This window comes from Candidatus Zixiibacteriota bacterium (assembly GCA_029860345.1).
Classification (GTDB): domain Bacteria; phylum Zixibacteria; class MSB-5A5; order GN15; family FEB-12; genus JAJRTA01.
In genome coordinates, this window is record JAOUBJ010000003.1 from 181600 (window position 1) to 197791 (window position 16192).

The 16192-nt window shown below is 54.6% G+C and carries 13 protein-coding genes; 5 read left to right on the forward strand and 8 right to left on the reverse strand.

The annotated features are described in order from the left end of the window. Positions 1-16: 16 nt before the first annotated feature. Complete coding sequence (locus OEV49_04405) at positions 17-1024, forward strand: YCF48-related protein (protein ID MDH3890304.1); 1008 nt, start codon at positions 17-19, stop codon at positions 1022-1024. Positions 1025-1112: 88 nt separating this feature from the next. On the opposite strand, the gene OEV49_04410 is transcribed toward OEV49_04405, so the two are convergent. Beyond that, positions 1113-2096, reverse strand: a complete 984-nt coding sequence (locus OEV49_04410) for a PorV/PorQ family protein (GenBank protein ID MDH3890305.1) — start codon at positions 2094-2096, stop codon at positions 1113-1115. A gap of 456 nt (positions 2097-2552) precedes the next feature. Beyond that, positions 2553-3155 (reverse strand): cation transporter, encoded by a 603-nt coding sequence (locus tag OEV49_04415; protein ID MDH3890306.1) that lies wholly within the window; start codon positions 3153-3155, stop codon positions 2553-2555. A 280-nt stretch (positions 3156-3435) separates the two neighbouring features. Here OEV49_04415 and OEV49_04420 point away from each other — a divergent pair, with 280 nt between their 5' ends. From OEV49_04420 to OEV49_04430, 3 genes are all read left to right on the forward strand, one after another. Next, positions 3436-3846, forward strand: a complete 411-nt coding sequence (locus tag OEV49_04420) for an arsenate reductase ArsC (protein ID MDH3890307.1) — start codon at positions 3436-3438, stop codon at positions 3844-3846. Positions 3847-3879: 33 nt separating this feature from the next. Further along, a complete protein-coding gene (locus tag OEV49_04425; protein MDH3890308.1) occupies positions 3880-5823 on the forward strand; it encodes a tetratricopeptide repeat protein in 1944 nt (647 codons plus the stop codon). Positions 5824-5887: 64 nt separating this feature from the next. Continuing rightward, entirely contained in the window at positions 5888-6997 is a 1110-nt protein-coding gene (locus OEV49_04430; protein MDH3890309.1) for a DNA alkylation repair protein, read from the forward strand. A gap of 264 nt (positions 6998-7261) precedes the next feature. Here the strand turns inward: OEV49_04430 and OEV49_04435 are convergent, their stop codons facing one another. After that, positions 7262-7807, reverse strand: a complete 546-nt coding sequence (locus OEV49_04435; GenBank protein ID MDH3890310.1) for a hypothetical protein — start codon at positions 7805-7807, stop codon at positions 7262-7264. Between the two features lie 271 nt (positions 7808-8078). Between OEV49_04435 and OEV49_04440 the strand changes: the two genes are divergently transcribed. After that, positions 8079-8657 (forward strand): hypothetical protein, encoded by a 579-nt coding sequence (locus OEV49_04440; GenBank protein ID MDH3890311.1) that lies wholly within the window; start codon positions 8079-8081, stop codon positions 8655-8657. Between the two features lie 159 nt (positions 8658-8816). Here OEV49_04440 and OEV49_04445 read toward each other — a convergent pair whose 3' ends face one another. The 5 genes from OEV49_04445 to OEV49_04465 all read right to left on the reverse strand — a co-directional run bounded on the left by OEV49_04445 (position 8817) and on the right by OEV49_04465 (position 16137). Further along, positions 8817-9797 (reverse strand): class I SAM-dependent methyltransferase, encoded by a 981-nt coding sequence (locus OEV49_04445; protein ID MDH3890312.1) that lies wholly within the window; start codon positions 9795-9797, stop codon positions 8817-8819. After that, positions 9794-10270, reverse strand: coding sequence for a GNAT family N-acetyltransferase (locus tag OEV49_04450; protein MDH3890313.1), 477 nt, complete (start codon positions 10268-10270; stop codon positions 9794-9796). Before OEV49_04450 ends, OEV49_04445 begins: the two co-directional genes overlap by 4 nt. Before the next feature lie 15 nt (positions 10271-10285). Then, complete coding sequence (gene glmS, locus OEV49_04455) at positions 10286-12112, reverse strand: glutamine--fructose-6-phosphate transaminase (isomerizing) (GenBank protein MDH3890314.1); 1827 nt, start codon at positions 12110-12112, stop codon at positions 10286-10288. Positions 12113-12127: 15 nt separating this feature from the next. After that, entirely contained in the window at positions 12128-13489 is a 1362-nt protein-coding gene (gene glmM, locus OEV49_04460) for a phosphoglucosamine mutase (protein ID MDH3890315.1), read from the reverse strand. A gap of 101 nt (positions 13490-13590) precedes the next feature. Further along, on the reverse strand, positions 13591-16137 hold the full coding sequence (locus OEV49_04465) for a fibronectin type III domain-containing protein (GenBank protein ID MDH3890316.1): 2547 nt from the start codon (positions 16135-16137) through the stop codon (positions 13591-13593). Positions 16138-16192: the final 55 nt, after the last annotated feature.

Sequence of the window (16192 nt, forward strand, 5' to 3'; positions counted from 1 at the left end):
TCGCGAAGGATTGGGCATGGCTCACAATGTTTATACTGCGCGCGCCGCTTTGATCGGTTCTGTCATGGCGCTGTTATTGACGGTGCTGAATTGCACCGAGGATAAGTTTATTGATCCCGTTTGTGAGGGATGTTTCCGATTTCATGTGACCCATCCCAACAGCGGTACCCAGGAAATCCTGCGCGACGTTTTCTTTGCCGATAGCGCCAACGGCTGGACGGTCGGCAACGACGGTATCGTCTTGCACTCCGACGACGGCGGCGTCACCTGGTCGGCCCAGCATCAAGGCGCCGGTGGGCGCCTGTGGGGCGTGCATTTCCCGACCTCCGATTTCGGGTACGTTGTCGGCGAGGATGATACTCTCTTGCGCACCGGCGATGGCGGTGACAGTTGGACAGCACGATCCACCGCCGGCTTCGACCTAACCGCAGTGTACATGGACGATCAAGGACGCGCCTTTGCCGTGGGTGATCACGTTGTTCTCAAAGCCAATAACTCTATACCATCCTGGCAGGTCTACCAGGATATCGATAACGTGCTGCCGTTTCTGTACGGCGTCACCTTTGTCGATCCCAACAAGGGCTGGGCGGTCGGGTCCGGTGACAATAGAATCATCAACACCACCGACGCCGGAGCGCACTGGTTTCCGCAAAGCAACCCTGCCACTCAACCGCTATTGGATGTGAGCTTTGTCGATGGGTCCCACGGTTGGGCGGTCGGGGTCGGCGGCACGGTGGTTTACACGGCAGACGGTGGAGCTACCTGGACCAAACAGACAATTGGCACCAGTCGCGTTCTGCACGGGGTCGATTTTTGGAATGTTGAGAATGGCGCGGTGGTGGGCGATTCAGGGGTTGTCTTCACAACCACCGATGGCGGGGAAACCTGGGAGCAACGACTCAGTGGCAACGACAACGATTTGCTGAGCGTTTCTTATGCCGACGCCCACACACTCGTAGTCTGCGGCGTCAACGGCACGCTTCTGCGCTTTACTTATAGTTGGGAAGAGTGTTGCGAGGAGTGATGATAATCACGGTGTGATGAATCACCTCTTGGCGCTTCGCGGCGATAAGTCGCTTTCTCGCGCTTCGCGCTTGTCGCAACCTCGCAGATCACCACCGATACTCAGCCGAAAGCCTAAACGTAGCATCAAGGTCGGAGTGGTGCAGATAAGCAAAGTCGACCGCGATGTTCTTGACGCTAAAGCCACCACCAGCGGTCAAGCGCCCGATGTCATACCCGGCCCGACCGAAAACCATCTCACGCCAACCCAGTTCAAGCCCGTAGTGCGCATCCAGCGACAACGACCCGGTCCAATACTGCGCGGTCTCCTGAAGCGATTCGAATTTGATATCGCCGGATGCTACCAATCGTCCGGTGAAGTCGCGGTGCGAATGTTTGAGCATCAGACCCGGCTTGACCGTTGGGTAGATAGACTCGACATTGGCCCCTGAGTCGAAAGTCTTGCCGCTGTACCGTATGAACCCCGACGTGATATCGGTCACCATCAGACCCAACCGCAACGACGGTCGCCACTGGTAGAGCATGCCGGCGTCCATGGTCAGGCCATAGCCCGACTCGGTTCCGATATCGCGGTAGATGATTTTCGCGCTGAGGCCGTAGCCGATTCTGTCGCTCAGTTTACCGGCCATCGCGGCGGTCAACAGAAAGTCACCATGCGACTCTTCACGCAACACGAACGGACGGTCGAATTCGTTAAGTTGCGTGATCTTGATCCCGCCGCCACCGAGATAGTACAGATAGAAACTATATGCCTGCACGGTAGAATTAGCCCGCGGGCGGCTGTCGGTGTAGGCGATGAAGTCGTGGTTCAACAACGACCCGAAGGTCTCAGCATGCATCCCGACCAGTCGGCGACGGTCGAGATAGTTCATCCCGGCCGGGTTCCAGTAGGCGGCGCTGCCATCGAACGGCCCGGCCACCACGGCGCCACCCAGGGCCAAACCACGAGCGCCAACACCCAACGAGAAGGGATCACCGGCATACTTGGCTGCCTGCAGCGGCGCAGCACCGACAAAGCACACCAGAAGCATACAAATAAGAGCGGGGAATAGTCTAACAGCGTCGTGTGGCACCTTCAAAGCTTCTTTGGGGGTGACTCTTCGGTCGCGGATCCCCGTCCCCAACAAGGTTTGAGACGACCACCTGTCGCGTGTCATGGCGAGCGATCCGCTACAGGCGGAGAAGCGCGGCAATCTCATGCCTCGACTCCGCTCGGCATGACAAGTGTGCAACGTATTGAGATCGTCGCGGCATACCAGGCGTGCCTCGCAATGACGATACACCGGGTCCTGTCAACACTCCCACCGATACTGGGCTTTGTCAATATGCTGATAAGTCTGATCACCGTTCGTTTCCTGCTATGCTCAAGCATCTATCTCAAATCGTTCGGCACCAATAAGCGTAGCCCGCCCTCCAACCGCAAGGCTTTTGGACGTCACTCTTTATACTCATTGGTACCGGGTCGTCATCAAACAAAAAAAGGGCGGGACCTCTGTCCCGCCCAATAGAATCTATGTTGTTCCGAGCGATTAGCTCTCGTCGGATTTCGTTTCAGTCTTCTCGGTGGGTTTGTCGGCGGTTTTGCTGCTGGCGCAACCGCCCGATTTGGCGTGGCTGGCGCAGGTCTTAGCGCAAGACTTGCTGCAACCGGCTTTGCCCGAAGCAGAAGCTGCCTTGGCCGTCGGTGCATCACCCTTGGCCACAGCGGGGATGATCTCCGCCTGGAAGCCGGTGTTAATCACAGCCGAGGTGAGCGCTTTGCCGTCATACTTGGCCGGGTCGCAACAGACTAAGGCATAGCTGCCTTTGTGGTCGACCTTGATAACCTTGTTGACGCCGTCAACTTTGGCCAGAGCAGAAGTAACCTGAGACTCACAGCCACCACAGGTCATACCCTTGACCGATATCTTGGTGAAACCGCAGTTCTCGTGGTCGGCGCACATCTTCTTGCATTCTTCAGCCGTGATACCGTAGAGCTTGAGACATTCTTCCTGAGTCAGTTTCTGGCAGTTAGCCCCGTCACCTTTAGCAGCAGCTTTATGGGCGCCGCATCCCGGGCCGGCCAGGGCCGACGAACTGATGAACGCTACCAATAGCAGAGCGCTCAAACCGAATAGTGTGAGTTTCTTCACCTGACTACTCCTGTTGTGTTAAACCTAAAAAGTTCGTTTGTTTTCTTCCAATTAAGCAGAAAACCTGCCTAAGTCAATAGTTTGTTGCCCATTTCGGCCGGTTCTCAGAGGCTGATAAGGACACTGTTTAGACAAATATGGACGCAATTAGTTCCTGTTTTAACATGAAAATCGGCATATTGTCACAAAAATGAACTTTCTCTTTACGGCTGCGTTGCTACATTGAGGACCAAATTGACCGGTCCGACCGCCTGACTACACAGAATAGGAGAAAATTGTCATGAAAATGCTGGTCCTGTGCACCGGCAACGCCTGTCGCTCCCAAATGGCTGAGGGGTTTCTGCGTACTCTGGGTGGGAATCGGTTGACCGTCGACTCGGCCGGGATAACACCGTCCAGGCTTGATCGGCGGGCCGTAACGGCGATGGCGGAATTGGGTATCGACATCTCGGGACATACCTCGGACGCAATGGATCGTTATCTGCAAGATCAGTTCGACTATGTAATCACCGTCTGCGACAACGCCAGAGACAACTGCCCCCTGTTCCCCGGTCAGGCAAAAAGGCTCCATTGGCCTTTTGACGACCCCGCGGCCGCCACCGGCAGTGACCAGGAGGTAATGGCAGAATTCCGGCGGGTACGCGATGAGATCAAAGCGAAAGTGGTAAGTTGGCTCAAGACTATCCAATGACCATGAGGAACTGTATTAACACAGCAGGACGAAATGACTGAAAACTCAGCCGCGCTGGAAAACCAGCTTGCCGCCTTAACAACCGACGGCAGGGAGCTTGAACCGACCGAGGAATCGGTCAAGCTTCTGCTTCGGATTGTTGAGCAAACAAGTGTCAACAATCCGGACAGGGGGTTGGAGTTGTCCGAAAAGGCGTATCACCTGGCCGAGCAAATATCCTATCAAAGGGGCTTGGCCGGGGCCCTGACCGGCATTGCCTTTACACACTATCTACACTCGGACCATGCAGCGGCACTTCCCAAGATTCACGAAGGGCTGCACCTGGCCCGCCAGGACGGCGATCCGATGACGATTGCGCGCGCTTTGACCATCAGCGCCGGTGTTCAGCTAAGTGTGGGCAACTACGAACAGGCCCTGGCTAACGGATTTGAGTCACTGAAACTGTATCGTCAGATTGGGCGGCCGGCGCAGGAGGCCTGGGCGCTTCACGGAATCGGCACCGGTTTTCTCGAACTGGGAGACTTTGATCAGGCGCTTGAGTATGCCCGCCAGAGTCTCGCTATTTTTGAAAACCTGGGTGATGATCGTATAGCCATCTCCGGACGCGGCCGGGCTATTAACGCCATCGGCATGGTGTACAAAAGCAAAGGTGATCTGGCCGAAGCCGCTTGTTATTTCCGAAAGAGCCTGGAGATTTTTGAAAACCACAAGAACAACATCGGTATCGCCCGGTCGCTAAACGATCTCGGGGAGATCCATCAAGAGCTTGGTGAATTCGAAGTTGCCCTGGACTGCCACACCCGCAGTCTCGAAATCCGTCGGCGGATCGGTATGCGGCAGGCACAATCCACATCGTTGATAAACCTGGGCAAACTCAAACTGCAACAAGGAGAGGTAACCGCCGCTTTGGAGCTTCTCACCGAAGCGTTGAGGATCGCGCTGGACGTCAATGTAAAACTGCGAATCTATCAGGCCCATAGAGCGCTGTCGGACGCCTATGAAGCAGCCGGTAGTTTTGAAGAAGCGCTGAAACACCAGCGGGCCTTTCAGCAAGTGCGCGACGAAGTATCCGGGGACGATGCCAACACCAGAGTCAAGAATCTTCAGGTCAGCTATGAAATCGAGAAATCCGAAAACGAAGCAGAGATCGAGCGGCTGAAAAACGTCGAACTAAAAGAGAAGAACGAGCAACTTAAGCAACTGCTTCAGCAGATCCAAACAGCCCAGGCGCACCTGGTGCAGGCTGAGAAGATGGCTGCACTGGGCAAACTGGTCGCCGGCATCCTGCATGAGATGAACAGCCCGCTGGGATCGATGAAAAGCGCTATCGATGTCTTGCGCCGCAGCCTCGAACGACTCAGTCAACTTGACCTTGAAAACCTGTTGCAGGACACCGACATGTTCGAACAGTTCAGGTTGGTTATGCGAACGCTCAGTGACAACCACACTATCGCTCACAGTGCCGGTGATCGCCTGGCCTCAATCGTGCACAATCTCAAGAGCTTTGCGCGGTTGGACGAAGCAACCTATCAAACGGTCGACCTTCATGATGGCCTGGAGAGCGCCTTGGCCGTGCTGAACCATGAACTTGACGGACGTATCTCTGTTGTCAGACAATATGACAACATCCCCAAACTTACCTGCTACGCATCGGAAATGAACCAGGTCTTTCTGAACCTGCTGACAAATGCGATGCAGTCAATGGACGGCGAAGGCACCATCACCGTGACTACCTCAAGTAACGATAACAGTTTGAGTATAGAAATACGGGACACCGGCGCCGGCATTGCCGAAGATCAGTTGTCACATCTGTTCGAACCGAATTTCACGCAAACGGGTCCACGTGCAAAAGCCGGCCTGGGACTGTTTGCATCGCACAATATCGTCAGCAAACACGGCGGCGAGATTAGAGCCGAAAGTACCGTGGGGCGGGGAAGCCGCTTTACCATCTCTTTGCCGTTTGAGCACCAGTCGTAGGTTGACCGGGATTCGCCTTTGAAGGTGCCTGGTGAGGCGCGGCAAGACGAAGCAAGGACCATCAATGACCAAAGCAAAACCCAAGAGCAGCCCGCTGTGGAAAGACTGGGTCGATGATGATATGGTCAACCGAATCGCTCAAGTGTTCAGCCGTGCATACAGCAAGTTCGACAAGACAAGATTCATACGCGAACTGACTTCGCGTGGGTTCTTTGACCTCAACTTGAAAGACCGCATTAATCGCATCTCAGAAACTCTGGGAAGGTTTTTGCCGAACGACTACCCCAAGGCAGTAGGTATCCTTCTGAAGGCCGCTCCTCAACTCGGCGAATTCGAAAACTGGGCGCTGACCGGATATGTCGAACGGTTCGGACAGGGACGTTTTGGCGAGTCCATGCGCGCCCTTAAGGCCTTGACACCTTATGGCACCGGCGAATTTGCGATCCGTTCGTTCATCATAAAACAGCCGATACCCATGCTGGAAGTCATGTCCGGATGGGCCGATGATCCCAACGAGCACGTGCGTCGTCTGGCGGCCGAAGGTTCACGTCCACGTGGTGTCTGGACGGCACACATTGAAGCATTCAAGAAGGACCCCCGGCCGGTGTTGAAACTGCTTGAAAAACTGAAAGCGGACTCTTCGCTGTATGTGCGCAAAGCGGTAGCCAATAATCTCAACGATATTTCAAAAGAGAACCCCGACATCGTGATAAAATGGGCGGAACGCTGGCTGGCCGACAACAATCCACACACCAACTGGATCGTCAAACGTGGCTGCCGGACGCTGGTGAAGAACGGCGACCCGCGAGTGTTCGGGCTGTTAGGTTTTACGGTGAGACCAAAGATCGACCTGGTCAGGTTTGGGCTGACACCAAAACGGATCGAGATTGGTTCGGCTTTGTCATTAGGTTTGCATCTTAGATCGACAGCGGCCAAACATCAAAAGCTGGCCATCGATTATCGTATCAGCTACACCCGTCCGGCCGACAGGACCTCCATGAAACTGTTCAAGTGGTCCGAGAAGATTCTGCCCTCGCAGGACTCCCTCAAACTCGAAACCGTCCGTTCGTTTGCCGATCAGAACACTCGGCGCCATTATCCCGGTCGACATCGTGTGGAGTTGATTATCAACGGTGTTGTTTGGGCCGCCACCGATTTCCATGTGTTCGCTTAGATTCCATTCGTCCATAGCTCCCCCAAAAAAGGGCTTGTTGACATACCCCGTTTGTGTTGTGTCGGGTCCTGAGCGCACCGAAGGCGTGATTGTGACCCGACACCTAACTCCATACATGACAGCGGCGGCGGGTCACACGAATCCGCTGGCGCCCGCCGCGGCGGACAGGACCCACCGCAACATGGAGGAGGGATTTTTTCAACAAGCCCAAAAAAAGAGCCGGTCCCAAGCGGAGCCGGCTCATGCAAAAACCAATAATCCAGATCAGAAAGCGACGCCACTCACCAGAATGTTGATATGCTGGTGATCAAATTCCACTGGGGATTCTTCCGTTTTACCCTTTGCGAAATAGACCGCTGCTTGCCAATGGCGAGCAAACTCGTATCCGGCTCCAACCATGAAACCAAAGCCCGGATCGGCTTCGTATTCATCAACATGAAAGATATATGCACCAAGGCCGCCAACCGTAAAGAACGACTTACCGACAGGACCGAAGTAGTGGTACCATGCGGCTCCGTTGAAACCTTGAACGATGTCCGCGTCGGATATGTCACCTTTCCATGCCGCAACATTCCCTTCGTAGACGATCATATTCTGTTCGTCCCAGCCGTACCCTATGATAAAATTCACTCCCAGGCCGGTGCCGTCTTCTCCAACGGGGAAGCCCAGAAAATCCACCGACCACTCCGCTTGGGCGGCCACGCCCAATCCGCCACCGAGCACGAATCCTTTACGCAATCCATCGAAGGCGCCGGCGGTGGTGGCCATAAACAACACGGCCAACATCGTAATCAATACCAAACGTCTCATCTTACCTCCTGAGGTTTGTGGTCCACGGCTTATTAACAGGCAACATACTCGATAATCGGATTGACCCGCAAGCAAAAAAACCGTCTGCCAGTTTGTACAATTTGGACCCAATTTGTTTGTTGACACATCGTGGGCTGGAGCACAGGTTGATACGAATTATATGAGAGAACACCAGAGATGGTGGTGGTGCAGACATTGAGTCATGCCTGACGAATAGGAGTTCAAGGAAGAAACCAAACAGACCCTTCACACAATCACAGGAGATGTACAGATGAGACGATCATTGTTGTTAATGTTGGTGCTATGTCTTGCGCTTAGCGTCACTGCTGCCGCCGAGGAAGGCGACGGCATGAAAGGCTGGGCGTTGGTGAGTGGATACGGTGGCTACACTTTTGGCTTTGGGGATTTGTTCTTCGATGAGACAATTGCGGGAGTCAACGTCTCCTTTGAGGCCGGTCTCTCCTTCGGAGGTGCCTTCCACTATGGGCTGACCGACAAGTTCTTTCTCGGAGGCGAGCTGGGCTTTCAGTCTTATAAGACGCAAGCCTCGCTCGGTGGTCTTTCCGCGTCCACGACAGACACCAAATTGAACATACTGGCCAGCGGCCTCTATGCACTGAACTATGTCGAAAACCAGCAGGCCTTATTCCTCGCATTCGGCGCCGGGCAGTATAGCGGTTTGGACGAATTCGGTTTTAACGCCGGAGTTCTTTACACCAGAATGGCCGGCGATAAGTTCGCCTGGTTCGTCATGCCGAGGTTTCACTATGTGCTGACCGACCCTTCGGGTACGATGGTACAGGTTGTGCTCGGCGTGACCTTGCCGGTCGCCGGACGCACGGGGCCGTAACCGGACCGCAAAGACAAGGGTCTCGACCCGCGAATAATAAAAACCGACTCTCCAATACAGGGAGTCGGTTTCTTGTTGGCTTACCAATAATCCGGGTCCGCATTCTCGCACGACAGTCACACCCAAACGGCAACCACGGGCGGGCGCTACCGATGAGTCCTAACGCAACGTGCTCACCAACAGGTACGACTCGTGGTGGTCGTCGTGAACGTCGTAGGGATACTTCTCAACATCAAATCCGGCCTCTTTCAGCAAACGTACCCAGGTAGCTATCGGAAACAACCCAAACCGATGTCGATCCTGTTCGATGCGCACCTTCCCGCCCTCTGAAATCAAATAGAACATCAGGGTTTCATACACCGGCCGTGAATGGTCCGGGCGGTGGGAGTATTCGATCAAAGTAAGAGTAGTTCCGTCTTCGGTGTTACTATTGTGGCTAACGGCGCCCTCGACAAAGGACTCCTCAAAGTGATCCGGAGTGGTCATGAACAGGCCACCTCTTTCCAGATGGACGGCGGCGGTGTTGAATGTTGCCACCAAATCGTCCTCCGATGCCATGTAGCTGATGGCATCGTGAATCAACACAGCGTCGAACTTGCGCCCCAGTCGCACGGTGCGCATATCGCCCAGATGATGCTCGACATCCGGGTTGAGTAGTCGGGAATTATTCAGCATCTTGTCCGAGAGATCAACGGCAGTAGCCCTGAAGCTGATTGTTGCAGCGTCAATAACATCCTGCTCCGCGGTAGCATTCTCTTTTCCCCTCTTGAGAGGGGTGCCCGAAGGGCGGGGTGTGTTTTTGTGCTGATGAGACACACCCCCGAATCCCCTCTCGAGAGGGGACTTGGAAGGTGCGCAGCCACCACCGGTATGCTGCCCTCCATGATCAGGTACCTGAGGTCTGAGAATGTGCGAAAGGTTGTTCCCGCCGCCGACACCAAGTTCCAGCAGCTCATGATGCCCTGCACCGAGCTTGGTGTACAGCACGTTGCGCCAGTGTCGAGCTTCATCGGCGTAATCTGAAGGCGCACTAACCAGGGTCCACAGATGCGCAAGCTCCGTGTACATTCGAGGTTGGGCGATACGATCCGACATTGGTTCAGCAGTGGATGAGTCAGGATGCGGCCGGTCGGCGCTCATGTAACCATCCGCGCCATGCGGAAACCGATGGTATAGGATGACGTGGCTTCGATGACGAAGCCGGCCTTGAGATAGCATCCCAATGTGATTTCGCTGTCACCATACAGATTGAGCACAACTTTGGCCACGTTGGCCCGCGCGGCGGCTCGGTTGTACAGAAGCTCGAGCATCTTGGTGCCGTAGCCTTCACAGCGCTTGACCGGATCGACAATCAGATGCGTGATTTCAACGGCCATCTCAAGCGGTCGGTTGAACAGTTCACCGTAGGCCACCGGTCTGCGTTGCCAGAGAAGAATGTAAGAAGAAACAGCGTCTCGCTGCCAGGATTCGACAATCTCTTCGGGCGGTGGGTAGTCCTTGCCGCGACAAAGGTTCTTGTACGTCTCCTCCGAATCGATCCATGAACGAACGACCGGCGCGTACTCCATGGTGAATGGAACGATATCTGCTTTGGCTTGAGTTCGTTGATTCACGGCGACCCTCCGGCTCTATTCCACAGTGACCGATTTGGCCAGATTGCGCGGTTGATCTACATGACAGCCACGCATCACGGCAATATGGTAAGCCAACAATTGAAGCGGGATGATCGACAACAGCGGTGTCAACAGCCGATAGGTGTTGGGAATATAGATTACATGATTGACGCGCTCGGCAATCTCCGTGTCCCCTTCGGTGGCAATAGCAATGATCTTCCCTTTACGTGCCCGCACCTCAGCTATGTTGGACATTACCTTGTCATAGACCGGGTCCCGCAAAGCGATCACTACCACCGGCATGGAATCGTCGATCAAGGCGATGGGTCCGTGCTTCATCTCGGCGGCTGGATATCCTTCGGCGTGTATGTATGAAATCTCCTTGAGTTTGAGCGCGCCCTCAAGGGCTGTAGGGAAATTTATACCACGACCAAGATAGAGGAAGTTGTTCGCCTTATAGTATTCGTCGGCGATCTTCTTAATCTGCTGTTCCGATTCCAGAATCCATTGCACCTGTTCGGGTATCTTTTGGATGGCGCCGATGATCTCCTGCCCCTGTTGCACCGAAAGATGACGCATTCGTCCCAACAACGTGGCGATCAAAGATACAACCATCACCTGATGTGTGAAGGCCTTGGTCGATGCCACTCCGATTTCCGGACCGGCATGGATGTAAACGCCGCCGTCCGATTCACGGGCAATGGTACTGCCGACGACATTGACCAGGCTGAGGACCGTGGCGCCGCGTTGTTTCGCTTCGCGCATCGCGGCCAGCGTGTCGGCCGTTTCACCGGACTGACTGATGGCAAACAGCAACGTGCTCTCATCTATGATTGGGGAACGATAGCGAAACTCCGAGGCGTATTCCACTTCAACAGGAACGCGCGCCAGTTCTTCTATCATGTACTCACCGATCAAGGAGGCATGCCAGGAGGTGCCGCAAGCAGTGACGATGATTCGCCTGATTCGTCTCAGTTCATCGATCTGCATATTGAGACCGTTGAGACGCGGTATGCCCTCCTCCCAACTCAGGCGACCACGAAAAGCATTGGGAAGAGTGCTTGACTGCTCATGAATCTCCTTGAGCATGAAGTGGTCGTAACCTTCCTTTTCGATCTGGTCAAGGGTCCAACTCACTTCCTCAATGGGCGGGTCTATCTTGACGTTTTGGATCGTCGTCACTTCGAACCCGTCGATAGTGACGGTAGCGATTTCACCGTCAGTGAGGTAAACGACTTTATTCGTGTGCTCAAGCATAGCCGACACATCGGAAGCAACGAAGTTCTCGCCTTCGCCACTGCCGAGCACCAGCGGTGACCCCATCCGTGCCGCCACAATCGTCTGAGGATGGCGTGACGATACGACCGCGATCCCATAGGTACCGTCCACTTGTGATAGAGCGACCCGCACGGCCTCAGTCAGATTGCCCGAGTAATTGAAGCGGACCAGATGGACCAGGACTTCGGTATCCGTGTCAGTCTTAAAAACGAAACCCTGCCGAACCAGGAATTCCCGAAGTGCGCGATGGTTCTCGATGATACCATTGTGTACCAGCGCGATTTCATGATCCGAATCGGTGTGCGGATGGGCGTTGATCTGGTTAGGTTCCCCGTGCGTAGCCCATCTCGTGTGAGCCATGCCGTGCGTACAGTTGCAATCGATCTCCTCAAGCGACTGTTCCAGCCGCGCAATCTTACCCGCCTCCTTGGCCACCGTCAACCCGGTCTCGGTCATCAAGGCAATACCGGCGGAATCATAACCGCGATACTCCAGTCGCTTCAGTCCGCTGATCAGAATCGGCATAGCCTGGCGATGTCCGACATATCCAACGATTCCACACATGCGATTTCCCTCGTCTTACTTAAACAATCCAATCACACTTCGTGACAGAGAGCGGCTCAACTCGGCCTCATCGGTTTCAACAATCAACCGAAAAATCGGCTCGGTGTTGGACGACCTTATCTGAAGCCAGCCTCGGTCAAAGTCAAAGCGCAGTCCGTCTCGGCGATCAAGACGCGAACGACCCAACAGGCGACTCGCAGTATTCTTCTCAAAACGGCTCAGCCGCTGTTTGAAATCAATCGGTAACTTCGCTTTTGACTTTATAGTATAGTATGTCGGCAAAGTTTCCACCAGCCCTGATAGAGTTATCTTCTGTTCGGCCAGACGCGACAGAACCAGCGCGGCGGCAATAAGGGCGTCACGACCGGCATGGAAGCTCGGGAAAATCACACCGCCGTTGCCTTCACCGCCAATCACTCCTTTCCGCCGGTGCATCATCTGGACAACATTGGCCTCACCCACTTTTGAGTAATGCACTTTGGACCCCATCGCCGTAGCGGCATCAGCCGTAACTTTCGACGTGGACAAATTGATAACGGTGGGACCATGGAGCTTGGAGAGCACCTGTTGGACGGCAATGGTCAAAGTGAGTTCCTCGCCGATGGGTCTGCCTCGTTCATCGACCAACGCCAACCGGTCGGCGTCCGGATCGCAGGCCATACCCAGATCGGCTCGGTGTTTCTTCACGGCGCGACCAAGCTGGCCAAGATTGGCCGGTGTTGGTTCCGGTTCGTGAACAAAGTTGCCGTCCTCCCTGCAATTAATCTCGATCACTTTCAGACCAAGTTCGCGCAGAAGCTTTGGAATTGCCCGGGAACCGGCGCCGTTGATGGCGTCGATCACGATCTTGAACTTCCGCTTCCTCACTGCAGCCCGGTTCACCGCTTTGGAGGCAAGGGTCATCTTGATATGCTGGTCGATCCACTCTGTTTGTGTCGAAATCCGCCCCAGCCGGGCGGCAGGTTTGTATGCAAACTTGCCGACAGTGAGAATCTTATCCAGCTTATTATATTGCGCCGGTGTGATAAACTCGCCACGGTCATTGAAAAACTTGAGAGCGTTCCACGGAGCTGGATTATGCGAAGCAGTGACACAGATACCGCCGGATGCTTTAAGTTTCTTCACAGCTATCTCGACCGTGGGCGTGGGGACGATACCGGTTTCGACGACATTGATACCAACCGAAGTCAGCCCGGACGTAACGGCTCGCATGAATATCTCGCCCGACGGTCGGCTGTCTCGTCCGACCACTACCGTACCAGTCCTTAGCATGGTGCCGAAAGCAGCACCGTATTTTACAACCAGTTCCGGATCAAGCCCGGCCCCAACGATCCCGCGAATACCGGAAGTAGATTTGATAAGAGTCTGTTTGGGCATAGTCCATCAACGTTTAAGATTGCTGCATTGTGAGTTACCTCGAGGAAAATAGCTGTTTGAAGACCAAAAACCAAGAATTCTTGTCGTGAGGATAGGTCCGGTTATGGACTTAGCTTAACCACGTAGAGGTCGGTGGACTCGCTAAAGGAGCGTGTATAGCCGACCGCTATTATGGAGCCGTCGTCAAGTTCCGTCACGGCGTGGAATCTGTCGGCAGCATCGCCACCAATCAAGAACTGATCTACCAACTCTCCGGATGCGTTGACCAATCCAAACCACGCCTGGCCGAACGAGCCACGGGTATACCCCACCGGGATAAAAGAACCGTCGGACAACTGAGCCAAGTCGACCGGATCAACCATCCAATGGCCGCTGTTTTGCCGCCAAAGCTGATTTCCACCTGTGTCCCAACTGGCAAAGAACTTGGTGTTTTCGCCACCGGCCATAGCAAAACCTCCGGAGCTTGTCGACACCATAGTCCCCGTCATCCATTCGGCATAGCCGCCGAACCAGTCGCCGTGAGATAATTTCGTCCACACCTCATTCTGCTGGACATCCAGCTTGGTCAGGAAACAATGGACTTCGGGCACACAATCTTCTGGTGGCCAAAATCGGCGTATCCATGCAGTCCATGCAATCATGATCGATCCATCGGGCATTTGTGCCACGCTATTATAGACTCCTGATGACGAGTGACCATTGCAGTTGCTCGACCTGAAATAGACATCGGCCCACACCGAATCTCCGGCGGCATCAGTCTTGACCACGTAGGCACCACCCATGCCGTATCCTGCCAGGATGTAGCCACCGTCACCAGCCGGCAACACCTCCAAAAAAGATTCATGGCTGTCCGCACCATGTGTCCGTTCCCACACTTTAGTCCCGGACGAGTTCAGTTTCACCAGCCAACCATCGTTCCCACCCGCTCCGGCGGATTTGGTGAAACCAACCGCTGCAAAACCACCGTCGGGAGTGGCGATAATATCGTTAAACTGGTCTTCGGCTGCGCCGCCGAACGTCTTCTCCCACACTACATCACCGTCGGAGTCAATCTTAACCACATAGCCATCGAAATCCCCGGCCCCGGATGAGTTGGTTTTGCCGGCAATCACAATTCCGCCGTCGTTCGCGAGAGTGACAGCGTTCGCCTCGTCGGTATCCGCCCCGCCATAACTCTTCTGCCAAACCAGCGGACCGGGTAAGTAAACTTCCAGGTTTTCAGCAAGGGGTGACCAATTCAGTTTATCGTCGGCAGTGCGGATGGCGAAGTAGTAGATTACATCGTTCCCCAGATCAGTGACTGTAAATGTCTCCACCGACCCTGAGCCCTGCGGCGCTGAAAGGCCGGCCACTTCGGTAGCGGCTGCCCAGGTTGCATCGTCGATAGGAGACTGTGAGTACCGTAAACTGTAAACGTGAGCTGTCCCCGAGGCACCATCATCACCGCTAGCCGTCCAAGTGAGAGTTACTGAAGTGTGAGTTGAATCCGTCACCTGTAGATCGGTGATGGCGTTCGGCGGTATCGTGTCGACCGGCGTAGTTAAGCTCACAACATTGGACAACCCCGACCAGTTGTTGTTTTCATCCACACTCTTGATGCCGAATGCGTATGCGGTTTCTTCTTCAAGGTCCGGCACAATCAGAGTTTCAGGCGTACCAGCCGATTGCGGCGGTGCCACTTCGTCCACCGACCTGGCCGCTTCCCAGTCAAGCGACGAGCCCACGGAAAACCGCACCTCGTATGCACGCGCCGTTCCGCTGTCCGAATCGTCACCCGGCGCCGTCCAGCTAAGTGAAATGTGATTGGTGGCTGAGTCAATCACTATCAAATCAACAATCGCCGACGGCGGCACGCTGTCAGTAGAGACCCAGGTGGTCGCAGCTATCACATTGGAAACCGGTGACCAGTTGTCTTCCTCGTCCGCCGCTCTTATCGCAAAAGAGTAGCTGCTGTCGGCGGCCAGGCCGGTCACGATCATCGCTTCTCTTTTTCCGGCGCTGTCCGGTTGAGGAACGTTGGTCACAATCGTGGCCCTTCCCCAATCGAAATCTTCTCCTTCATCCATACGCAATTGGTATTGCAGAGCAAAGCCTACGCTGCCATTGTCTCCGGTCGCCGTCCAGGCGAGTGCGACACTCTGCTCGGTCACGGCGGTGACCTGAAGGTCTGTGATCGTAGCCGGTGGCGTGGTGTCGGCATTTGGCGAGGCGCGCAGATGAACGGTGTTGGAAAGCCCGGACTGATTCCCGGCTTCGTCGATTACTTTGATAGCAAAATAGTAAACAGCATCCGGGTATAGTCCGGATATGTCGACAGCGTCGATCCGCCCTGCTGCTTTCGGACTGGGCGGTCCTGAGAGGAGAGGAACTTGATCGAAGTTGCCGCTGCCGATTCGTTCAACCGAATAACCGATCTTGTACCGAGAGGCCGTGCCCGACATGCCGTCGTCACCTGAAGCTGTCCAGATCAAAGTGACAACACCATCGGAGCGGCATTGAGCCAGCAAATCACCAATGGCAGCAGGCGGCACGGTATCGACATTGTTAACGGCAGAATCATCACCACACGAGGCGAAGATCAACGTTAGACAAAGTAAAGTTGTTCTGAGAAAACCCGGTGACATGCGCTTACCTCCCGGTTCGAGCATCGACGATATCCTGTGCTGACTTAAATATACCGGTGTATCTCCATTGCGTCAATAA